This window comes from Pelomonas cellulosilytica (assembly GCF_021353265.1).
GTDB classification, from domain to species: Bacteria; Pseudomonadota; Gammaproteobacteria; order Burkholderiales; family Burkholderiaceae_C; genus Pelomonas; species Pelomonas cellulosilytica.
The window spans coordinates 330,749-347,419 of sequence record NZ_JAJTWU010000003.1; the positions used below are offsets into that span (position 1 = coordinate 330,749).

18 protein-coding genes, 2 tRNA genes and 1 riboswitch are annotated in these 16,671 nt (G+C 69.2%); of the genes, 16 read left to right on the forward strand and 4 right to left on the reverse strand.

Annotated elements, in window-relative coordinates; translation table 11 throughout:
• Positions 1–7: 7 nt before the first annotated feature.
• From LXT13_RS08960 to LXT13_RS09035, 16 genes are all read left to right on the forward strand, one after another.
• Positions 8–1,735, forward strand: coding sequence for a nitrite/sulfite reductase (locus LXT13_RS08960; RefSeq protein WP_233371562.1), 1,728 nt, complete (start codon positions 8–10; stop codon positions 1,733–1,735).
• Positions 1,736–1,742: 7 nt separating this feature from the next.
• The gene (locus LXT13_RS08965; RefSeq protein WP_233371564.1) at positions 1,743–2,237 is read left to right on the forward strand and encodes a DUF934 domain-containing protein; all 495 of its coding nucleotides are present in this window, start codon (positions 1,743–1,745) and stop codon (positions 2,235–2,237) included.
• Positions 2,234–2,989 carry a phosphoadenylyl-sulfate reductase gene (locus LXT13_RS08970; RefSeq protein WP_233371566.1) on the forward strand — a complete coding sequence of 252 codons (756 nt, stop codon included), beginning with the start codon at positions 2,234–2,236 and terminating at the stop codon, positions 2,987–2,989. The genes LXT13_RS08965 and LXT13_RS08970 overlap by 4 nt, the downstream gene beginning before the upstream one ends.
• Entirely contained in the window at positions 2,986–3,951 is a 966-nt protein-coding gene (gene cysD / locus LXT13_RS08975; RefSeq protein WP_233371567.1) for a sulfate adenylyltransferase subunit CysD, read from the forward strand. The genes LXT13_RS08970 and cysD overlap by 4 nt, the downstream gene beginning before the upstream one ends.
• Positions 3,951–5,237 (forward strand): sulfate adenylyltransferase subunit 1, encoded by a 1,287-nt coding sequence (locus LXT13_RS08980; protein WP_233371570.1) that lies wholly within the window; start codon positions 3,951–3,953, stop codon positions 5,235–5,237. Before cysD ends, LXT13_RS08980 begins: the two co-directional genes overlap by 1 nt.
• 83 nt (positions 5,238–5,320) lie before the next feature.
• A complete protein-coding gene (gene cobA, locus LXT13_RS08985; RefSeq protein WP_233371571.1) occupies positions 5,321–6,100 on the forward strand; it encodes a uroporphyrinogen-III C-methyltransferase in 780 nt (259 codons plus the stop codon).
• Positions 6,097–6,420 (forward strand): ferredoxin FdxA, encoded by a 324-nt coding sequence (gene fdxA, locus LXT13_RS08990; RefSeq protein ID WP_233371573.1) that lies wholly within the window; start codon positions 6,097–6,099, stop codon positions 6,418–6,420. The genes cobA and fdxA overlap by 4 nt, the downstream gene beginning before the upstream one ends.
• 32 nt (positions 6,421–6,452) lie before the next feature.
• On the forward strand, positions 6,453–7,520 hold the full coding sequence (locus tag LXT13_RS08995; RefSeq protein ID WP_233371575.1) for an NAD(P)/FAD-dependent oxidoreductase: 1,068 nt from the start codon (positions 6,453–6,455) through the stop codon (positions 7,518–7,520).
• A gap of 46 nt (positions 7,521–7,566) precedes the next feature.
• A riboswitch (TPP riboswitch) is annotated at positions 7,567–7,671 on the forward strand.
• A 69-nt stretch (positions 7,672–7,740) separates the two neighbouring features.
• Positions 7,741–9,891: a TonB-dependent siderophore receptor gene (locus tag LXT13_RS09000; protein WP_233371577.1), complete on the forward strand. Its 2,151-nt coding sequence runs from the start codon at positions 7,741–7,743 to the stop codon at positions 9,889–9,891.
• Positions 9,892–9,927: 36 nt separating this feature from the next.
• Positions 9,928–10,003, forward strand: a tRNA-Asn gene (locus tag LXT13_RS09005).
• A gap of 88 nt (positions 10,004–10,091) precedes the next feature.
• Positions 10,092–10,167 (forward strand) — tRNA-Asn (locus tag LXT13_RS09010).
• Between the two features lie 119 nt (positions 10,168–10,286).
• The gene (locus tag LXT13_RS09015) at positions 10,287–10,445 is read left to right on the forward strand and encodes a hypothetical protein (RefSeq protein ID WP_233371578.1); all 159 of its coding nucleotides are present in this window, start codon (positions 10,287–10,289) and stop codon (positions 10,443–10,445) included.
• Between the two features lie 133 nt (positions 10,446–10,578).
• Positions 10,579–10,920: a zinc ribbon domain-containing protein YjdM gene (locus tag LXT13_RS09020; RefSeq protein ID WP_233371580.1), complete on the forward strand. Its 342-nt coding sequence runs from the start codon at positions 10,579–10,581 to the stop codon at positions 10,918–10,920.
• Positions 10,921–10,975: 55 nt separating this feature from the next.
• The gene (locus LXT13_RS09025) at positions 10,976–11,725 is read left to right on the forward strand and encodes a spermine/spermidine synthase domain-containing protein (RefSeq protein ID WP_233371582.1); all 750 of its coding nucleotides are present in this window, start codon (positions 10,976–10,978) and stop codon (positions 11,723–11,725) included.
• Positions 11,726–11,762: 37 nt separating this feature from the next.
• Positions 11,763–12,539 carry a YoaK family protein gene (locus LXT13_RS09030; protein ID WP_349254830.1) on the forward strand — a complete coding sequence of 259 codons (777 nt, stop codon included), beginning with the start codon at positions 11,763–11,765 and terminating at the stop codon, positions 12,537–12,539.
• A gap of 195 nt (positions 12,540–12,734) precedes the next feature.
• Positions 12,735–14,273 carry a helix-turn-helix domain-containing protein gene (locus tag LXT13_RS09035; protein WP_233371584.1) on the forward strand — a complete coding sequence of 513 codons (1,539 nt, stop codon included), beginning with the start codon at positions 12,735–12,737 and terminating at the stop codon, positions 14,271–14,273.
• A 149-nt stretch (positions 14,274–14,422) separates the two neighbouring features.
• Here the strand turns inward: LXT13_RS09035 and LXT13_RS09040 are convergent, their stop codons facing one another.
• From LXT13_RS09040 to LXT13_RS09055, 4 genes are read right to left on the reverse strand one after another with little or no spacing between them, the layout of a single operon-like run.
• The gene (locus LXT13_RS09040; RefSeq protein WP_233371585.1) at positions 14,423–14,812 is read right to left on the reverse strand and encodes a hypothetical protein; all 390 of its coding nucleotides are present in this window, start codon (positions 14,810–14,812) and stop codon (positions 14,423–14,425) included.
• Positions 14,809–15,876 (reverse strand): hypothetical protein, encoded by a 1,068-nt coding sequence (locus LXT13_RS09045; RefSeq protein ID WP_233371587.1) that lies wholly within the window; start codon positions 15,874–15,876, stop codon positions 14,809–14,811. Before LXT13_RS09045 ends, LXT13_RS09040 begins: the two co-directional genes overlap by 4 nt.
• A gap of 29 nt (positions 15,877–15,905) precedes the next feature.
• On the reverse strand, positions 15,906–16,253 hold the full coding sequence (locus LXT13_RS09050; RefSeq protein ID WP_233371589.1) for a hypothetical protein: 348 nt from the start codon (positions 16,251–16,253) through the stop codon (positions 15,906–15,908).
• A 43-nt stretch (positions 16,254–16,296) separates the two neighbouring features.
• Positions 16,297–16,569 (reverse strand): RebB family R body protein, encoded by a 273-nt coding sequence (locus LXT13_RS09055; RefSeq protein ID WP_233371590.1) that lies wholly within the window; start codon positions 16,567–16,569, stop codon positions 16,297–16,299.
• Between the last annotated feature and the right edge of the window lie 102 nt (positions 16,570–16,671).

Below are 16,671 nucleotides of genomic sequence, written 5' to 3' on the forward strand. Positions count from 1 at the left end.
CTCATCGATGTACCAGTACACCGACTTCGACCGCCGCTTCGTCCGCGCCCGTGCCGCGCAGTACCGCGACCAGCTCGAACGCCATCTCGCCGGCCAGCTTGGCACCGACGAGTTCCGTGCGCTGCGACTGCAGAATGGCTGGTACATCCAGCGCCATGCGCCGATGCTGCGCGTGGCCGTGCCGTACGGCGAACTGAGCAGCCGCCAGCTGCGCCAGCTGGCCCGCATCGCCCGCGAGTACGACGTCGTGCAGGACGGTCCCTTCAAGGGCCAGGGCGGCTATGCGCACTTCACGACGCGCCAGAACGCCCAGTACAACTGGATCCCGCTCGACAAGAGCGCCGACGTGATGGACCTGCTGGCCGAGGTCGACATGCACGGCATCCAGACCAGCGGCAACTGCATCCGCAACATCACCAGCGACGCCTTCGCCGGCATCGCGCCAGACGAGCTCGTCGACCCGCGGCCCTACTGCGAGATCCTGCGGCAGTGGAGCACGCTGCACCCCGAGTTCGCCCACCTGCCGCGCAAGTTCAAGATTGCGATCAGCGGCGCGGCCGAAGACCGCGCGGCCATCGGCTGGCATGACATCGGCCTGCAGCTGAAGAAGAACGCGTCCGGCGACGTGGGCTTCCAGGTCTTCGTCGGCGGTGGCATGGGCCGCACGCCTATTCCCGGCGTGGAGATCAACGCCTTCGTGCCGTGGCAGCACATCCTCGTCTACCTCGAGGCCATCGTGCGCTGCTACAACCTCGCCGGTCGGCGCGACAACCTCTACAAGGCCCGCATCAAGATCCTCGTCAAGGCCGAAGGCCAGAAGTTCTTCGATGCGGTCAACGAGGAGTTCGCCCGCATCCTCGCCGACGACCCGTCCGGGCACGAGCAGATCATTCCGCAGGCCGAGCTGGACCGCGTGAAGGCCAGCTTCGTCGACCCGGCCGGGGTCGCCGCGGCCGCCGAGCCGGCGCTCGACGCTGGCAACACCGCCCTGGACCCGCAATTCGGCCGCTGGCTGCAGCGCAACGTGCACGGCCACCGCGTGTCCGGCTACCGCGCCGTCACGCTGAGCCTCAAGCGCGTCGGTATCCCGCCCGGCGACACGTCGGCCGATGTGATGGACACCGCCGCCGCTCTGGCCGACCAGTTCAGCCACGGCGAGCTGCGCGTGACGCACCGCCAGAACCTCGTGCTGCCCTGGGTGAAGGCCGCCGACCTGCCCGAGCTGTTCCAGGCCGCGCGCGCCGCCGGCTTCGCGACCGCTAACGCCGGCCTGCTGACCGACCAGATCGCCTGCCCCGGCGGCGACTACTGCGCGCTGGCCAACGCCCGCTCGCTGCCGCTGGCCGCCGCCATCGCGGAGCGCTACCAGGACCCGGACGAGCTCGAAGACCTCGGCGAGATCGACCTGCACATCAGCGGCTGCATCAACAGCTGCGGCCACCACCACAGCGGCCACATCGGCATCCTCGGCGTCGACAAGGACGGCACCGAGTGGTATCAGCTCACACTCGGCGGCGGCGACGGCACGAAGCTCGCCGGCGGCACCGTGGCCGGCAAGGTCATCGGCCCGAGCTTCGCGGCCGACGAGATCGCGGACGCTATCGACGCCGTCATCGACACCTTCAAGCGCGAACGCCTGGCCGGCGAGCACTTCATCGACGCAGTGAAGCGCCTGGGCCTGGAGCCGTTCAAGACCGCGGCCAACGCCGTTCGCACGTCCACCGCCAAGGCCTGATCACGTCATGAAGTTCATCAACGCCACTACCTGCGCCTGGAAGCACGCCATCGGCGAAGACGGCCCCAAGCCCGATCCCGATCCCGCACCCAACCGCCTGCTCACGCTGGAGCAATGGCATGCCGTGAAAGACCACTGGCCGCACGACGTGAAGGTCGGCATCGAGTTACCGAACGACCGCGACATCGACGAACTGGCACCGCACCTGCACCGCATCGCCCTCGTCGTGCTGGAGTTCCCGAAGTGGACCGACGGCCGTGCCTACAGCCAGGCCCACATCCTGCGCATCCGCCACAAGTTCACCGGCGCCATCCGCGCCCGCGGCGAAGTGCTCGTCGACATGATGCAGCTGCTCGCACGCACCGGCTTCGATGAGGTCATCCTGCGCGGTGACCAGAACCCCGCCGTCGCGCAGAAGGCGCTGGACCTGTTCGCGCCGGTGGGCTTCTATCAGGGCGACGTGGCGGAGACACGCCCGTGGTTCCTGAGGAGCGCCGCATGAGCGAGAGCAGCGCCCTGCCCTGGGCGGCGGCGCCGGCCTCGGGCAATGCCATCGGTCTCTACGCCAAATGGACGCCGGCACTGGACGCCAAGATCGAGGCTGCGCTGCAACGCCTGCGCGACGCCAACATCGCGCACGGCGACGGCCTGGTGCAGAGCAGCAGCCTGGGCGTCGAGGACATGGTCATCACCGACCTGATCTCGCGCACGGGCCTGCCCGTCCACATCTCGACGCTGGACACCGGCAAGCTGCACGCCCAGACGCTGGGCCTGCTGCCGCAGATCAAGGCACGCTACGGGGTCGAGGTCGAAGTGTTCACGCCCGTGGCCGACGCCGTCATCCAGTTCGTCCGCAAGGAGGGCGATGACGCGATGTACAAGAGCATCTCGCTGCGCAAGGCCTGCTGCGGCGTGCGCAAGATGGAGCCGCTTGGCCGCATGCTGAAGGGCCACACGGCCTGGATCACGGGGCTGCGCCGCGAGCAATCGGGCGCCCGCGGCGACGTGGCCTTCGACGAAGACGACGGCAATGGACGCCGCAAGATCAGCCCCATCGCCGACTGGACCTGGGCTGAAGTCTGGGCCTACGTCGAGAAGTACGCCGTCCCCTACAACCCGCTGCATGATCAGTTCATGCCCAGCATCGGCTGCGCGCCCTGCACGCGCGCCATTGCTGTGGGAGAAGACTTCCGCGCCGGTCGCTGGTGGTGGGAGGACTCCACCAAGGAATGCGGTCTCCACGCCAAATCATGAACGCTGCTGTGAAACCCGAACAACTCATCGCCGACGTCGACCACGCGCACCTGGATGCGCTGGAAGAAGAGGCCATCTTCATCCTGCGCGAGGTGGCTGCGAGCTTCGAGCGCCCCGCGCTGCTGTTCTCCGGCGGCAAGGACTCCTGCGTCGTACTGCGCCTGGCCGAGAAGGCCTTCAAGATGAAGAACGCCGCGCACCCGAGCGGCTACTCGGGCTCGCTGCCCTTCCCACTGGTGCACATCGACACGGGCCACAACTTCCCGGAGGTCATCACCTTCCGTGACCAGCGCGTCGCCGACATGGGTGAGCGCCTGATCGTCGGACACCTCGAAGACAGCATGGCCAAAGGCACCATCCGCCTCGCCCACCCGCTGGAGAGCCGCAACGGCCACCAGACTGTGACGCTGCTGGAGACCATCGAGGAGCACAAGTTCGACGCCCTCATCGGCGGCGCCCGCCGCGACGAGGAGAAGGCGCGTGCCAAGGAGCGCATCTTCAGCCATCGCGACAGCTTCGGACAATGGCAGCCCAAGGAGCAACGCCCCGAGCTATGGACGCTGTTCAACACGCGCATCCGCCCGGGCGAACACTTCCGCTGCTTCCCCATCAGCAACTGGACCGAGCTGGACGTGTGGCTCTACATCGCCCGCGAGAACATTCCGCTGCCACCGATGTACTACGCGCACGAGCGCCAGGTCATTCGCCGCAAGGGCCTGCTGGTGCCGCTGACCGACGTGACGCCGCCCGAGGCCGGCGAGACCGTCGAGACCGTCCAGGTGCGCTTCCGCACCGTGGGCGACATGACCTGCACCTGCCCGGTCGAGAGCCCCGCTGCGAATGCGAGCGAGGTCGTGGCCGAGACGCTGACCGTCACCGTCAGCGAACGCGGCGCCACGCGCATGGACGACCGCACCAGCGAAGCTTCGATGGAGAAGCGCAAGAAAGAGGGCTACTTCTAATGAAAGCGTTGCGATTCCTGACCGCCGGGTCTGTCGACGACGGCAAGAGCACGCTGATCGGCCGCCTGCTGTTCGACGGCCAGGCCATCCTCGCCGACCAGCTCGACACGTTGGAGCGCCGCGCCGCCGGCCGGCCCATCGACCTGAGCCTGCTAACCGATGGGTTGGAGGCCGAGCGCGAGCAGGGCATCACCATCGACGTGGCCTACCGCTACTTCGCGACCAAGACACGCAAGTTCATCATTGCCGACGCCCCCGGCCATGAGCAGTACACGCGCAACATGGTCACGGCCGCCGCCGGCAGCGACGCCGCCGTCGTGCTGGTCGACATCACCAAGCTGGACCTGAACGAAGCCGAGGTCACGCTGCTGCCGCAGACGCGCCGCCACTCGCTGCTGGCCCAGCTGCTGCGTGTGCCCAGCATCGTCTTCGCCGTCAACAAGATTGACGCGCTGGACGACGCTGGCGCCGGCTTCGCCAAGGTCAAGACGGCGCTCGACAAGTTCGCCGCTGCCGCCGGCCTGAACGTGGCCGCCACGGTGCCCGTCAGCGCGCTGCGCGGCGACAACGTGACGCAGCCGCTGGATGCGCCGTGGTGGAACGGCGAGAGCCTGCTGCAGGTGCTGGAACGCCTGCCCACCAGCAGCGAGCGCACCGACGCGCCGCTGTCGCTGCCCGTGCAGTACGTGCAGAAGGACGCCTACCAGTCCAAGGGCACCGGCGTGCAGCCGCGCGTGCTGTGGGGCCGCATCGCCCACGGCGCCGTGAAGGCCGGCGACACCATCGAGGTCCTGCCGTCCAAGCAGACCGCCGTTGTCGCCGAAGTGCGCCTGGCCGGCGAGACGGTGAACAGTGCCGCCGCCGGCGACTCGGCCGGCCTGGTGCTGGACCGCCAGCTGGATGTGAGCCGCGGCGACTGGATCGTCACGCCCGGCTCGGCCTCGCAGACCAAGACCTTCCCGGCCACGCTGGCCTGGCTGGACACCGAAGCCGCCAAGCCCGGCCGCAAGTACTGGGTGCGCCACGGCAACCGCTGGGTGCAGGCGCGCATCTCAGCCATCGAGTCGGTGCTGGACATCAACACGCTACAGCCGCAGGACGCCCACGAACTGCCTGTCAACACCATCGGCCGCGTGCAGATGGAAGTGCAGCACGAGCTGCCAGTCGAACCGTTCAAGGACAACCGCGTCGGCGGCGCGCTGATCGTCGTCGACCCCGCAAGCCACCGCACCAGCGGCGCACTGCTGGTGGACGTGCAGACGGCCACGACGGAAGAGGACTGGTAAATGCCCGTGAGCGCCGCACCGGGCCGCCCGAGGCAAGCTCGCGCCCACATGACGGGGCAACACGAAGCGCGGAGGGTGCGCGGATGACCGGCCGGGTGGTCTTCGTCAGTGCCGGCCCAGGTGCTGCTGACCTGATCACCCTGCGCGGCGCCCGTGCGCTGGCGGCCGCGAACGTCGTACTGGCAGACGCGCTGGCCGACCCGGCTCTACGCGAACTCGCGCCACACGCCGAATGGATTCCCGTCGGCAAGCGCGGCTACGAGCATTCGGCCAAGCAGGCCGAGATCAACGAGAAGCTGCTGCAGGCCGCCCGCTCGCACGAGGTGGTCGTGCGGCTCAAGGGCGGCGATGCGAGCATCTTCGGCCGACTGGAAGAAGAGCTCGCCGCACTCGCCGCCGCCGGCATCGACTGCGAAGTCATCCCCGGCGTCACCGCCGCGCTCGCCGCTGCGGCCCAGGCACGGCGGCCGCTCACGCGCCGCGGCCGCGGCCGCAACGTGTCGCTGACGACGGCGATGACCGAGACCGGCGAACTGCGCGCCGCGCTCAGCGCCGACACCGAAGTCTTCTACATGGCCGGCCGCCAGCTCGCCACGCTGGGCGCGAAGCTCGTCAGCGCCGGCTGGCCGGCCGACACGCCGGCCCTCGTCGTCTCGCACGCCGGCAGTGCCGACGCCGTCACCAGCGAACACCGCATCGCCAATCTCGCCGACGCCGCGCCGCTGCACGGCAACCACCCCACGGTCGTCACGGTCGGCACGGGCGCGATGCCGGTGCAGGCGGCGGCCCCGGCGGCCGGCGCCTCTAAAATCACCGTTTCGCCTGACGCCCAGGCACCCCTTACTCCTCAGAGCTCCCCATGACCCACGTCGTCACCGAAGCCTGCATCCGCTGCAAATACACCGACTGCGTCGACGTCTGCCCGGTCGACTGCTTCCGCGAAGGCCCCAACTTTCTGTCCATCGACCCCGATGAGTGCATCGACTGTGCCGTCTGCATCCCCGAGTGCCCGGTGAACGCCATCATGCCGGAGGAGGACGTGCCGGGCGACCAGCAGCACATGATCAAGATCAACGCCGACCTGTCCAAGAACTGGCCCAGCATCACCAAGCGCAAGGCCGCGCTGCCCGATGCCGAGGAGTGGAAAGACAAGACGGGCAAGCTGTCCGAGCTGATCAAGTAAACCCGCGACGCGCACACCGCGCGCAGGCCGGCATGACTGATACGACGGTGCCCTCCCCCACCATCGAGACCGACGCCCTCGTCATCGGTGCGGGCCCGGTGGGCCTGTTCCAGGTCTTCGAGTTGGGCCTGCTGGGCGTCTCGGCCCAGGTCGTCGACGCGCTGCCCCACGTGGGCGGCCAGTGCGTCGAGCTCTACGCTGACAAACCCATCTACGACGTGCCCGGCCTGCCCGTGTGCAGCGGGCGCGAGCTCGTGGAGCGGCTGCAGCAGCAGATCCGCCCGTTCGCACCAGGCCTGCACCTCGGCCACGAGGTGAGCCGGCTGCAGCGCGAGGCCAACGGCCGCTGGTTGGCCGAGACCGGCGCGGGCCTGCGCTTCGTGGCCAAGACCGTCTTCATCGCCGCCGGCGTGGGCGCCTTCCAGCCCAAGCGGCTGCGGCTGGACGGCGCTGAGGCACTGCAGGGCCGACAGCTGCACTACCAGCCCGACACGCTCGCGGCCGACGCGCAGCAGGTGCTCATCATCGGTGGTGAAGAAGCCGCCGTTCAGGCCGCCGTCGAGCTGGCCGGAGCCGGCCGCGCCGCCAGCGTGACGCTGCTGCACCGCCGCGATGCCTTCAAGGCCCCCGCCGCCTGGCTCGCCCGCCTGCAGACGCTGCGTGACGGCGACGCGGTGAACGTGGCCGTGGGCCAGCCGCTGGCGCTGCGCCTGTCGGCCGACGGCGCGCTGCAAGGGCTGGACATCCTCGACGCCGACGCCCAGACCCGCACCGTGCCGGCCACGCAGTTGCTCGTGCGCCAGGGGCTGAGCCCGCGGCTGGGGCCCATCGCCGACTGGGGCCTTGCGATGGAGCGCAAGCTGCTGACCGTGGACACCGCACGCTTTGAGACCTCCGAGCCCGGCATCCACGCGGTGGGCGACATCAACACCTACCCCGGCAAGCGCAAGCTGCTGGTCAGCGGCTTCCACGAGGCCACGCTGGCCGCCTTCGCGGCGGCGGAGCGCGTCTTCCCCGGTCAGCCCATCCACCTGCAATACACGACGACCAGCCCCAAGCTCCACGAGCGGCTGGGTGTATCCCCGCCTGCGCGCGACTGAGCAGCCGCGCTCTTAGAATGCCGGTTCGCGCCGCCTTCGGGCGGCGCGTCTTCGCTAGGGGTGTTGAGCCAGCCACGGCCAGCTCGACTGAGACAGTCCCTTTGAACCTGATTGAGGTAATCCTCGCGCAGGGAAGCAGCCGGAACCGCGGCCCGTCCTTTTTCGTCTCCAGGGCCCGAGTCTTTTCCCGTTTGCCGACCTGCCATCGCTCTGCAATCCGATGGCACGACCTTCTCCTTCTTCCCTCGCCGCGGCCGCCGCGCTGCTCGCCACCCAGCTTGCCGCCGCACAGACGCTGCCCGCCGTCAGCGTGACCGGCAAGGCCACCGAGACCGCACCCGGCCTCGCCGGCTTCAGCGACCCGCCCGCCAGGCTGCCGATGCAGGCGCTGAGCCTGTCGGCCGAACGGCTGGCCGACGCCGGCATCAGCCAGCTCTCCGGCCTCACCCAGCTCGACGCCTCCGTCTCCGACAGCTACAACGCCGTCGGCTACTGGAGCCAGCTCAAGGTGCGCGGCTTCGACCTTGACAACCGCTTCAACCTGCGCCGTGATGGCCTGCCAATCAACGGCGAGACGGTGCTGTCGCTGGCCAACAAGGCGGCGGTGGAGGTGCTCAAGGGCAGCTCCGGCATGCAGGCCGGCACCAGCGCGCCGTCCGGCCTCGTCAACCTCGTCGTCAAGCGCCCGCTGGCCGACGACGCCACGACGCTGACCGTCGGTGCCATCCAGGGCGGCACCGTCGAGGCCAGCGTCGACCACTCGCAGCGCTTCGGCACCAGCCGCGAGTTCGGCCTGCGCGTGAACCTCGCCGCGGCCCATCTCGACCCGACGCTGCACAACGCCCGGGGCCATTCGCACACCGCCGCCATGGCGGCCGACTGGCGCGTCAGTGCCGACACCCTCGTCGAGGCCGAGGTGGAGCTGAACCGCCAGAGCCAGCCCAGCCAGGACGGCTTCAGCCTGCTCGGCAACACGCTGCCCGACGCCCGGCGCATCGACCCCAACATTAACCTCAACAACCAGCCGTGGACGTTGCCCGTCGTGTTCACGAACACGCATGCGTCGCTGCGCGTGCAGCAGAAGCTCGCCGGTGACTGGCGCGCCCAGGCCCACCTGGGCATCCAGCGCCTGCGCACCGACGACCGCAACGCTTTCGGCTTCGGCCTGGACTGCAACGAGAACAGCACGTTCGACGGCGCCTACTACTGCGACCGCTACGGCCCGGACGGCCGCTTCGACCTCTACGACTTCCGCAGCGAGAACGAGCACCGCGACACGACGGCGCTCGACGTGTCCGCCAGCGGCCCCGTGCAGCTCGCCGGCCTGCGCCACGAGCTGACCGTCGGCGGCCTGACGAGCCAGTACAGGTCCCGCTTCCAGCGCCAGGCCTACAACTTCGCCGGAATCGGCAACATCGACGGCAGCGCCGTCACGGCGCCCAACCCCGCCCTCACCGGCGAGAACACCAACCGCGACGAACGCAGCAACGAGCTCTACATGCGCGACCGCGTGGCCATCAGCGCCAGCACCAGCGCCTGGCTGGGCCTGCGCCACACGCGGCTGCACCGCGAGAGCGTGCGCACCGACGGCTCACGGGCAACGGACTACTCGCAAGGCGTGACAACGCCCTGGGTGGCCCTCAGCCATGCCATCGCCGCGGACTGGCTCGTCTACGCCAGCTGGGGCCAGGGCGTGGAGAGCGAAGTGGCGCCCGGCCGCGACCGCTACATCAACCAGGGCCAGTCCCTGCCAGCGCTGAAGAGCCGCCAGACCGAGCTGGGTCTGAAGACCGGCACGCAGCGCGTCGAAGGCTCGCTGACGGTGTTCGACGTCCGCCGGCCGGCCTGGCGCGACATCGTCCTGCCCGCCTTCAGCGATTGCAGCGACAAGAGCAGCTGCGAGCGCCGCATCGACGGCTACGCCCGCCACCGCGGTGTCGAAGCCAGCGCCGACCTGAAGTGGAGCGGCGGCGGCCTATTTGCCAGCGCCCAGAAGCTGCGCGCCCGCCGCGAGGGCAGCACCGATGCGGCCCTCAACGGCCTGACGCCGCCCAACGTGCCCGAAACCACGCTGAAGGCCCAGCTGCGCCAGGACCTGCTGCCCGGCCTGCAGGCCCAGCTCGGCCTGCAGCACGAAGGCCGCCGCTACGCCACGCCTGACAACACCATCCCCGTGCCCGCGTGGACCGTGGCCGACGCCGGCCTGCGCTACACGCAACTGCAAGGCCAGCAGACGTGGATCTGGCGTGCCGCCATCGACAACCTCACCAACCGCCGCGCCTGGCGCGAGGCGCCCTGGCAGTTCGAGCACAGCTACCTCTACCCGCTCGCGCCGAGGACTTTGCGCGCCAGTCTGGAGGTCCGCTTGTGAAGCACCCGAAAAAGTCTCTATAATCATGGGCTCTGTTCCTCGATAGCTCAGTCGGTAGAGCGCCGGACTGTTAATCCGTAGGTCCCTGGTTCGAGCCCAGGTCGGGGAGCCAGATTTCAAGGCTGACGCCAAGGCGTCAGCACCAGAGAAGAGAACGACATAGCCCGCCACAACCGCATGGCGGGCACCACACCGACAATTCCTCGATAGCTCAGTCGGTAGAGCGCCGGACTGTTAATCCGTAGGTCCCTGGTTCGAGCCCAGGTCGGGGAGCCACTCAAGAAGCCTCACATGCGAAAGCGTGTGGGGCTTTTTCTTTGGCTGACCACGGCTTGAACATCTGGCGAAAGGTTGTCCGTAGCATTTCGTGCATGGACAAACCTCCAACACGCCCTGTGTTGATCTCCATCGCCGGTTCGGACCCGCTGAAGCACTTCAGCCGCGAACGTCCACTCGTCAAACTGGTCGCCCTTTTGATCAGCCGCGCGCACATCAACCTCTGGAGCATAGGGGCAGCGGCCGCCGCCATAGGCAAGGCGTTAGGAGCCCTGTAGTTGATCCATTCCCGGGCTCAGGCTGGCGCTCAAGGGTTAGGACGCACAAGCCTCGGCGCTAACGTTTGCGCACTCGGCCGAACTCTTCCAGGAAGTGGAATGCTGGCCCCGGTCCGCCAGCGACAATCCCACGATGAGTTCCCTTCCCCCTTGCCCTCTCTGCCACTCCACCTACACCTACGAAGACGGCAGCCAGCTCGTCTGTCCGGAATGCGGCCATGAATGGTCGGCCGAAGCGGCGCCGGCGCCGGGCGAGGAGGCGCGCGTCGTGAAGGACGCGGTCGGCAACGTGCTGCAGGACGGCGACACGGTAACGGTCATCAAGGACCTGAAGATCAAAGGGTCGTCGCTGGTGGTGAAGGTGGGCACCAAGGTCAAGAACATCCGCCTGACGGATGGAGACCATGACATCGACTGCAAGATCGACGGCATCGGGGCGATGGGGCTGAAGTCGGAGTTCGTGAAGAAGGCCTGAAGCGCGCCTTCACGCTCCTGGCGCACTGCGCCGCCCACGCTACGATCTCCACGCGATGCCCGAACACGTCAAGCCCTACGTCTACGAGACCCTGAACACGAAGGCGCTGCACTTTTCCATCAGCGAGATCCAGAGCCGCATGCAGACGCAGCGGCCCGACGCGCTGGACCTGGACTACACGCGCACGATGATGGGCATGCTGCTGTTCAACGGCCAGCCTGAGACGCTGGCGATGATCGGCCTCGGCGGCGGCTCGCTGGCCAAGTTCTGCTACCGGCACCTGCCCACGACGCGCATCCAGGTCGTGGAGATCAATCCGCATGTGATCGCGCTGCGCGACGAGTTCCGCGTTCCGCCGGACGACGGGCGCTTCCAGGTGCGCCGTGGCGACGGCGCGGACTTCGTGCGCTTCCCGCCGCATCTGGTGGACGTGCTGATGGTGGACGGCTTCGACAGCACGGGCCAGCCGCCCGCGTTGTGCTCACAGCAGTTCTACGATGACTGCTACGACGCGCTGGAGCCCGATGGCCTGCTGGTCGTCAACCTGCACGCGGACCCGCGCAGCGCCGGCACCTTGGCCGGGCGCATTCGGCGCAGCTTCGACGAAGAGGTGGTCGTTGTGGAGGATGTGGATGGCGGCAACAACATCGTGTTCGCCTGCAAAGGCGCGCTGATGCGCCGGTTCAACTCCGCGCTGCTGCGCAAACCGCGGCATTTCGATGCGGCGGCCTGGGACGACCTGATGCCCGCGTTCACCGCCGTGGACCAGGCGGTGAACCAGTGGCGGGCCGCCACCGCGGCCTGACGCACCCCGGGCGCCGCTGCCAAGACATCCGCCGGCCATGCCCGTCCAGTACGCACGTCGTCTCACCGGCCGAGAGCGCACGGCCCGCGCCAACCAGCAGCTGGGCTGTGCGCTGGCCTTCGTGGCCGGGGCCACCAATGCCGGGGGCTTCCTGGCCGTCAGGCAGTACACCTCGCACATGACCGGCATCGTCTCGGCGATGGCGGATGACCTCGTGCTGGGCGATCTCGCGCTGGTGCTGAAGGGCGTTGGCGCACTGCTGTCCTTCATGCTGGGCGCGGCCACGTCGGCCATCATGATCAATTACGCCCGGCGGCGCCGACTGCACAGTGAGTACGCGCTGCCGCTGCTGGTGGAAGCGGCGCTGCTGGTGGGCTTCGGCCTGCTCGGGGCCCAGCTGTCGCAGATGCACGCGCTCTTCGTGCCCGCCACGGTGATGCTGCTGTGCTTCATCATGGGGCTGCAGAACGTCGTCATCACGAAGCTGTCGCACGCCGAGATCCGCACGACGCATGTGACCGGGATGGTCACCGACATCGGCATCGAGATCGGCAAGTTCATCTACTGGAACCGGCACCGCGGCGACAGCGGCAGCGACGAAGACGGCAACGCCCTGCCCCAGGTGCGCGCCAACCGCACGAAGCTTCGGCTGTTGGCGGTGCTGGTGGGCGCCTTCTTCCTCGGCGGCGTGGTCGGGGCACTGGGCTTCAAGCACGCGGGCTATGTGTCGACCGTGCCGCTGGCGCTGTTCCTCGTGCTGCTGGCCAGCGTACCGGCCATCGACGACCTGACGGACTTCGTCCAGCGCCCCTAATCACCAGGCCGGCAGCAGCCGGCGCCCGGCGGCTGTACTGCGGTGCCGCAGCGCTGCTGTCGCGACGGCTTCCCTCGCCTTCGCCGAACCTTCCCCTACCTTCCGGCATGTCCGTCCGCACCGGAAGGTCCCCGGAAGGTCAACGACAGCCAGCGTGCAGCACAGTGCAGGCTTCCGCCACCTCGGATGTTCGCCATGCGCTCCTTTCTCGACGCGCTGCCGCTGCCCCCCGCCCGCCCCGCCTCGACAGGCACGGCGTTCTGGCAGGCTTGGCTCGACGACCTCCTCTTGCACGCCGGCCTGGCGAGCGCCCGCCTGCGGTTGCACGACTCCACCTGGGCGGCCGCGCGCGGGCGGCCAGACGCGACCAGTGCCGCGCCGGCATCGCGCATCTTTCCCGTCATGTATGCGGCCGAGCCGATCGGCGAGCTGGTGCTGTCGTGGCCACCGGCCGCGGCCGGCGACGAAAGGAACCGGCTGGGCGAGGCACTGGCGCGGCAGTGCGCCTACCTGTTCAAGCGCCAGGTCGTCGAGGCGTGGACGGCGAAGCGCCTGGGCCGGCCGCTGCTATTGGTGGGCCGGAGCGACGCGCTGCACCGGCTGGACGTGTTCGTGGAGAAGGCTGCGCACAGCAGCCTGCCCGTGCTGGTGATGGGCGAGTTCGGTACCGAGAAGGCGCTGCTCGCCGCCGCAGTGCACTGCTGCGGGCCGCAGCGCGACGGGCCGTTCGTGGAGGTGAACTGCGCGGACCCTGCCGGGCAGCCGGCGCAGTGGTTCGACGAGGCACGCGGCGGCACGCTGTTCTTCAACGGCATCGACGAGCTGCCGCGCCAGTTGCAGGCCCAGGTGCCGCAATGCATGCCGTCGCGGCTTGGGCAATGGCTGGTAGCCGCGGGCGCGGCCGAGGTGCGCGTGGTGGCCTCGGCCGCCACGGACCTGGGCCAGCGCGTGCGCGACGGCCTGTTCTCGCGGCAGCTGCAGGCGGAGCTGGCGTTCCTGACCGTCACGGTGCCGCCCCTGCGCGAGCGACCGGGCGACATACCCGAGCTGCTGGCCGCCGTGCTGGCGCGGCAGGGCTTCGACCCGCAGCGTGTCTGCACCGGCGACCTCGTGCGGCTGTGCCGCCAGCACGGCTGGCCGGAGAACCTGTTCGAACTGGAGCGGGTGCTAGCGCGGCTGGCGGTGATGAACGACGGGCAGCCGCTGCACGAGGCCGACGTGGCGCGGCATGCGCCCTGGCTGCTGGCCACCGCGCCGGAGGCCCGCGCGGCAGCGGCGGCGGCGCCGGCCGATGTGGCCGAACCGCCCGAACCCAGGTCGTTGCGTCGGCATCTACAAGCGCCGGCCGGGCATTGGGTGCGCTGCGCCGTGGCGCGCGACACAGTCGGGATGGCGCCGCTGCACGCGGGGCTGCGCAAGGCGCTGCTCTACCTCGGCGAGCATTACGCCGAGCCGATCTCGCTGGAGCTGCTGGCCGGTCAGGCCCACGTGAGCGCGTCGCACCTCGGCTTCCTGTTCCGCAGCTCGCTGAGCACGACGTTCAAGCCGCTGCTGCAGCAGATCCGCATCGAGAAGGCCAAGGAGCTGCTGGGCCACGAACGGGGCCCGCGCATCACGGAGGTGGCGCTGAGCGTGGGTTTTGGCGACCTGAGTCATTTCGAGAAGAGCTTCCGCCGCCACGTGGGCCGCAGCCCGCGGGAGTTCCGGCGTGGCATCGCATCGTGCTGCCGGTGACTGCCCCCGACTGCCGCGCGGCCAGGTGCACCGCGGGGTCATGCGCGAAATCGTGGATGGCCTTCGCCAGCGGCGGACTCCGGCCACACGGCACGGTGCCGCACGGCGCGGACGGAGATGGCTTGCTTCCGCCTAGCACCTTCAGCTGTTCAGGCAGCGCCGTGAGCCGCGGGCGGCACGGAGTCGGCCTGCACGGCAGCCGGCCCGCCTGCCGCCGCCTGCGCCTGCAACTGCGCGCCATAGACCGCCTGCTGGACAGCCCGTTGGCTCGCCTGAATGGCTGCTTCGGCCTGCGCCTGCGCGGCGGACTGTGCCTGCAGGTGTACCGCACCGACCGCCTGCGCCGCCGGTCCGCCCCCGCCGCGCAAGCCGGCGGCTAGCGTCATGGCCTGCTGAACGGCGGCTCCGGCAGCCGCTAGCGCCGCCTGCAGCTGCTGCTGGGCCGTCTGCGTCGCCTTGGTGTCCCCAGCGCCGGCCACACTAGGCGGTGGCGAGACAGGTGGCGGCGGGGCGTCCGGCGCGTCGGGTTTCTCAGTCATCCCGCGTTCTCCTCGTTCAAAACCCCGGGCTGCGGGCGGGGGCCGAAGTCCTGCAGCGATACCACGCCGCCCGGCCCCACCTGCACCTCGGCACCCAGGCTGCCACCTCCGTAGGTGTAGGTGCATGTTGCGCCGTCCTGGCCCAGCCGGCCCTGCGTCGGCCGGTTGGACGACAGGAAGGCCTGTGCCGATTGCAGGTAGAGCTGGATGGCCTTGCGCGCGGCATCGACCGAGTCGTCCTGCAGATGGGTGTGCTGCACGATCTGCTGCACGGCCTGCGACAGCCGCGCAAAGCCGACCTGCTTGCCGCGAGCCAGCCAGTTGCTGATGGTGGCCTCCACCTGCGCGGGCGACGGCAGGCCGTCGAGCTGCGGGCAATCCAGCGTGCCGAAGAGCAGCGGAAGCAGCACGCGCAGCGTGGCGGCGGCGGCGTCGGCGCGCTGCTGCGGCGACGCAGAGGCCAGGCCTGCAGTGCGGGCCAGGTAGGTGCGGAAGTAGTCGCAGAACTCCAGCGGCGTGCGCGCCTGAATGGCTGCGAAGTTGGCCGCCTCCTGGCGCAGCGCGGGCGCAGCGTCGCTGGTGGGCGGCGCCATGCACGCCAGCTGCCACAGCGCAAGCCGGTCGTCGAGATCCGGGGCCTGGAAGATGGGAGCGTCCGCCAGCCCCAGCTCCGACAGCCATGCCGCGCCAGCGGCCAGGTCTCGACGCGCAGCGAGCTGGTGGGCCGACAGGATGCCGGCGACCTGAGCCACCGTCGCCGCGCTGCCGTCGCCGGTCTCCGCACGGGCCAGAGTGCGCAGGTCGGTCAGGCCCAGCGTCATCAGCTTGACCGGGCTGACCATCAGCTCCAGATTCGGCAGCAGCGCCAGGCGAGACGCGTGCAGGCCCAGCTGCACCTGGCCCAAGAGCGTCGTCTCGTCGGCAAAGTCGTAGCGCGAGGCCACGTCCTGCGCCGCCCAGGCCAGCCATTCAGGGCCGCCATCGACAAACGCCAGCGACAGCCGGCCTTCCGGCGACAGCGAGGCCACTTGCTGGAGGGGCTTGCCGGCCAATGTGACAGTCATGGTGGGGGCTCGTTTGAGGCGCCGGCGGGTCAGCCCGCCGGGAAGCCCTTGAGCACGGTCGCGGCAGCGGAGCCGACCCTGGCGAAGTCCTCGGTCGCGTTCAGCATCATCGTCTGCGCCTGCGCAAGAACTTTGGCGTACTTCTCATCGCCGGTGGCCAGGTATTGCGCCATCGCCACGCCGGCAGCGGTAGTGGCGATGGTGGAGATGTTGCGCAGCGCGTCGGTGGCGTCCTGCACCGCGATGGCGGTGGACTGCGCCACGGACTGGTACGCCTTGCCGGCACCGCTGGTCAACACGACCTGCGGGCTCATCGTGGCCAGCTGCACCTGATTGATGGTGTCGATGACTTGGGCATTGACCTGGCTCGGGTCCATTACATCTCCTGGGTTCAGACCGACTCTGGCGTTCAGCGGGGCGTCATTGCTTCACGGGCTGCGCACTGGCGGCGTCGATGGGGAACGGCGTCTGCAGCATCTTGGCGCAGGCGGCCGTGACGGCGGCCGCGCTGACCATGCCGGCACTCTGCTGCCGGTGGACGGCGTTGTGCATGGCCATGCCGAGCGTCTCCAGCAGCACGACGTCAAGCATGGCCAGCGCCTGCGAAGCGGCCTGGCCGGTCGTCAGCGCGACCGTGCTGACGGCTGCATCGAGGATCTGGCTGTTGACGGTGCCTTCATCGGTCGTGGTCATGGCATGTCATCTCTTCATGTCGTTGAGGACGGATCAATACAGGAACTTCGCTGATGGCTCTCGCGAAAGGCCGGCCTGCACAGCACCGCCACCGAGCCCGTG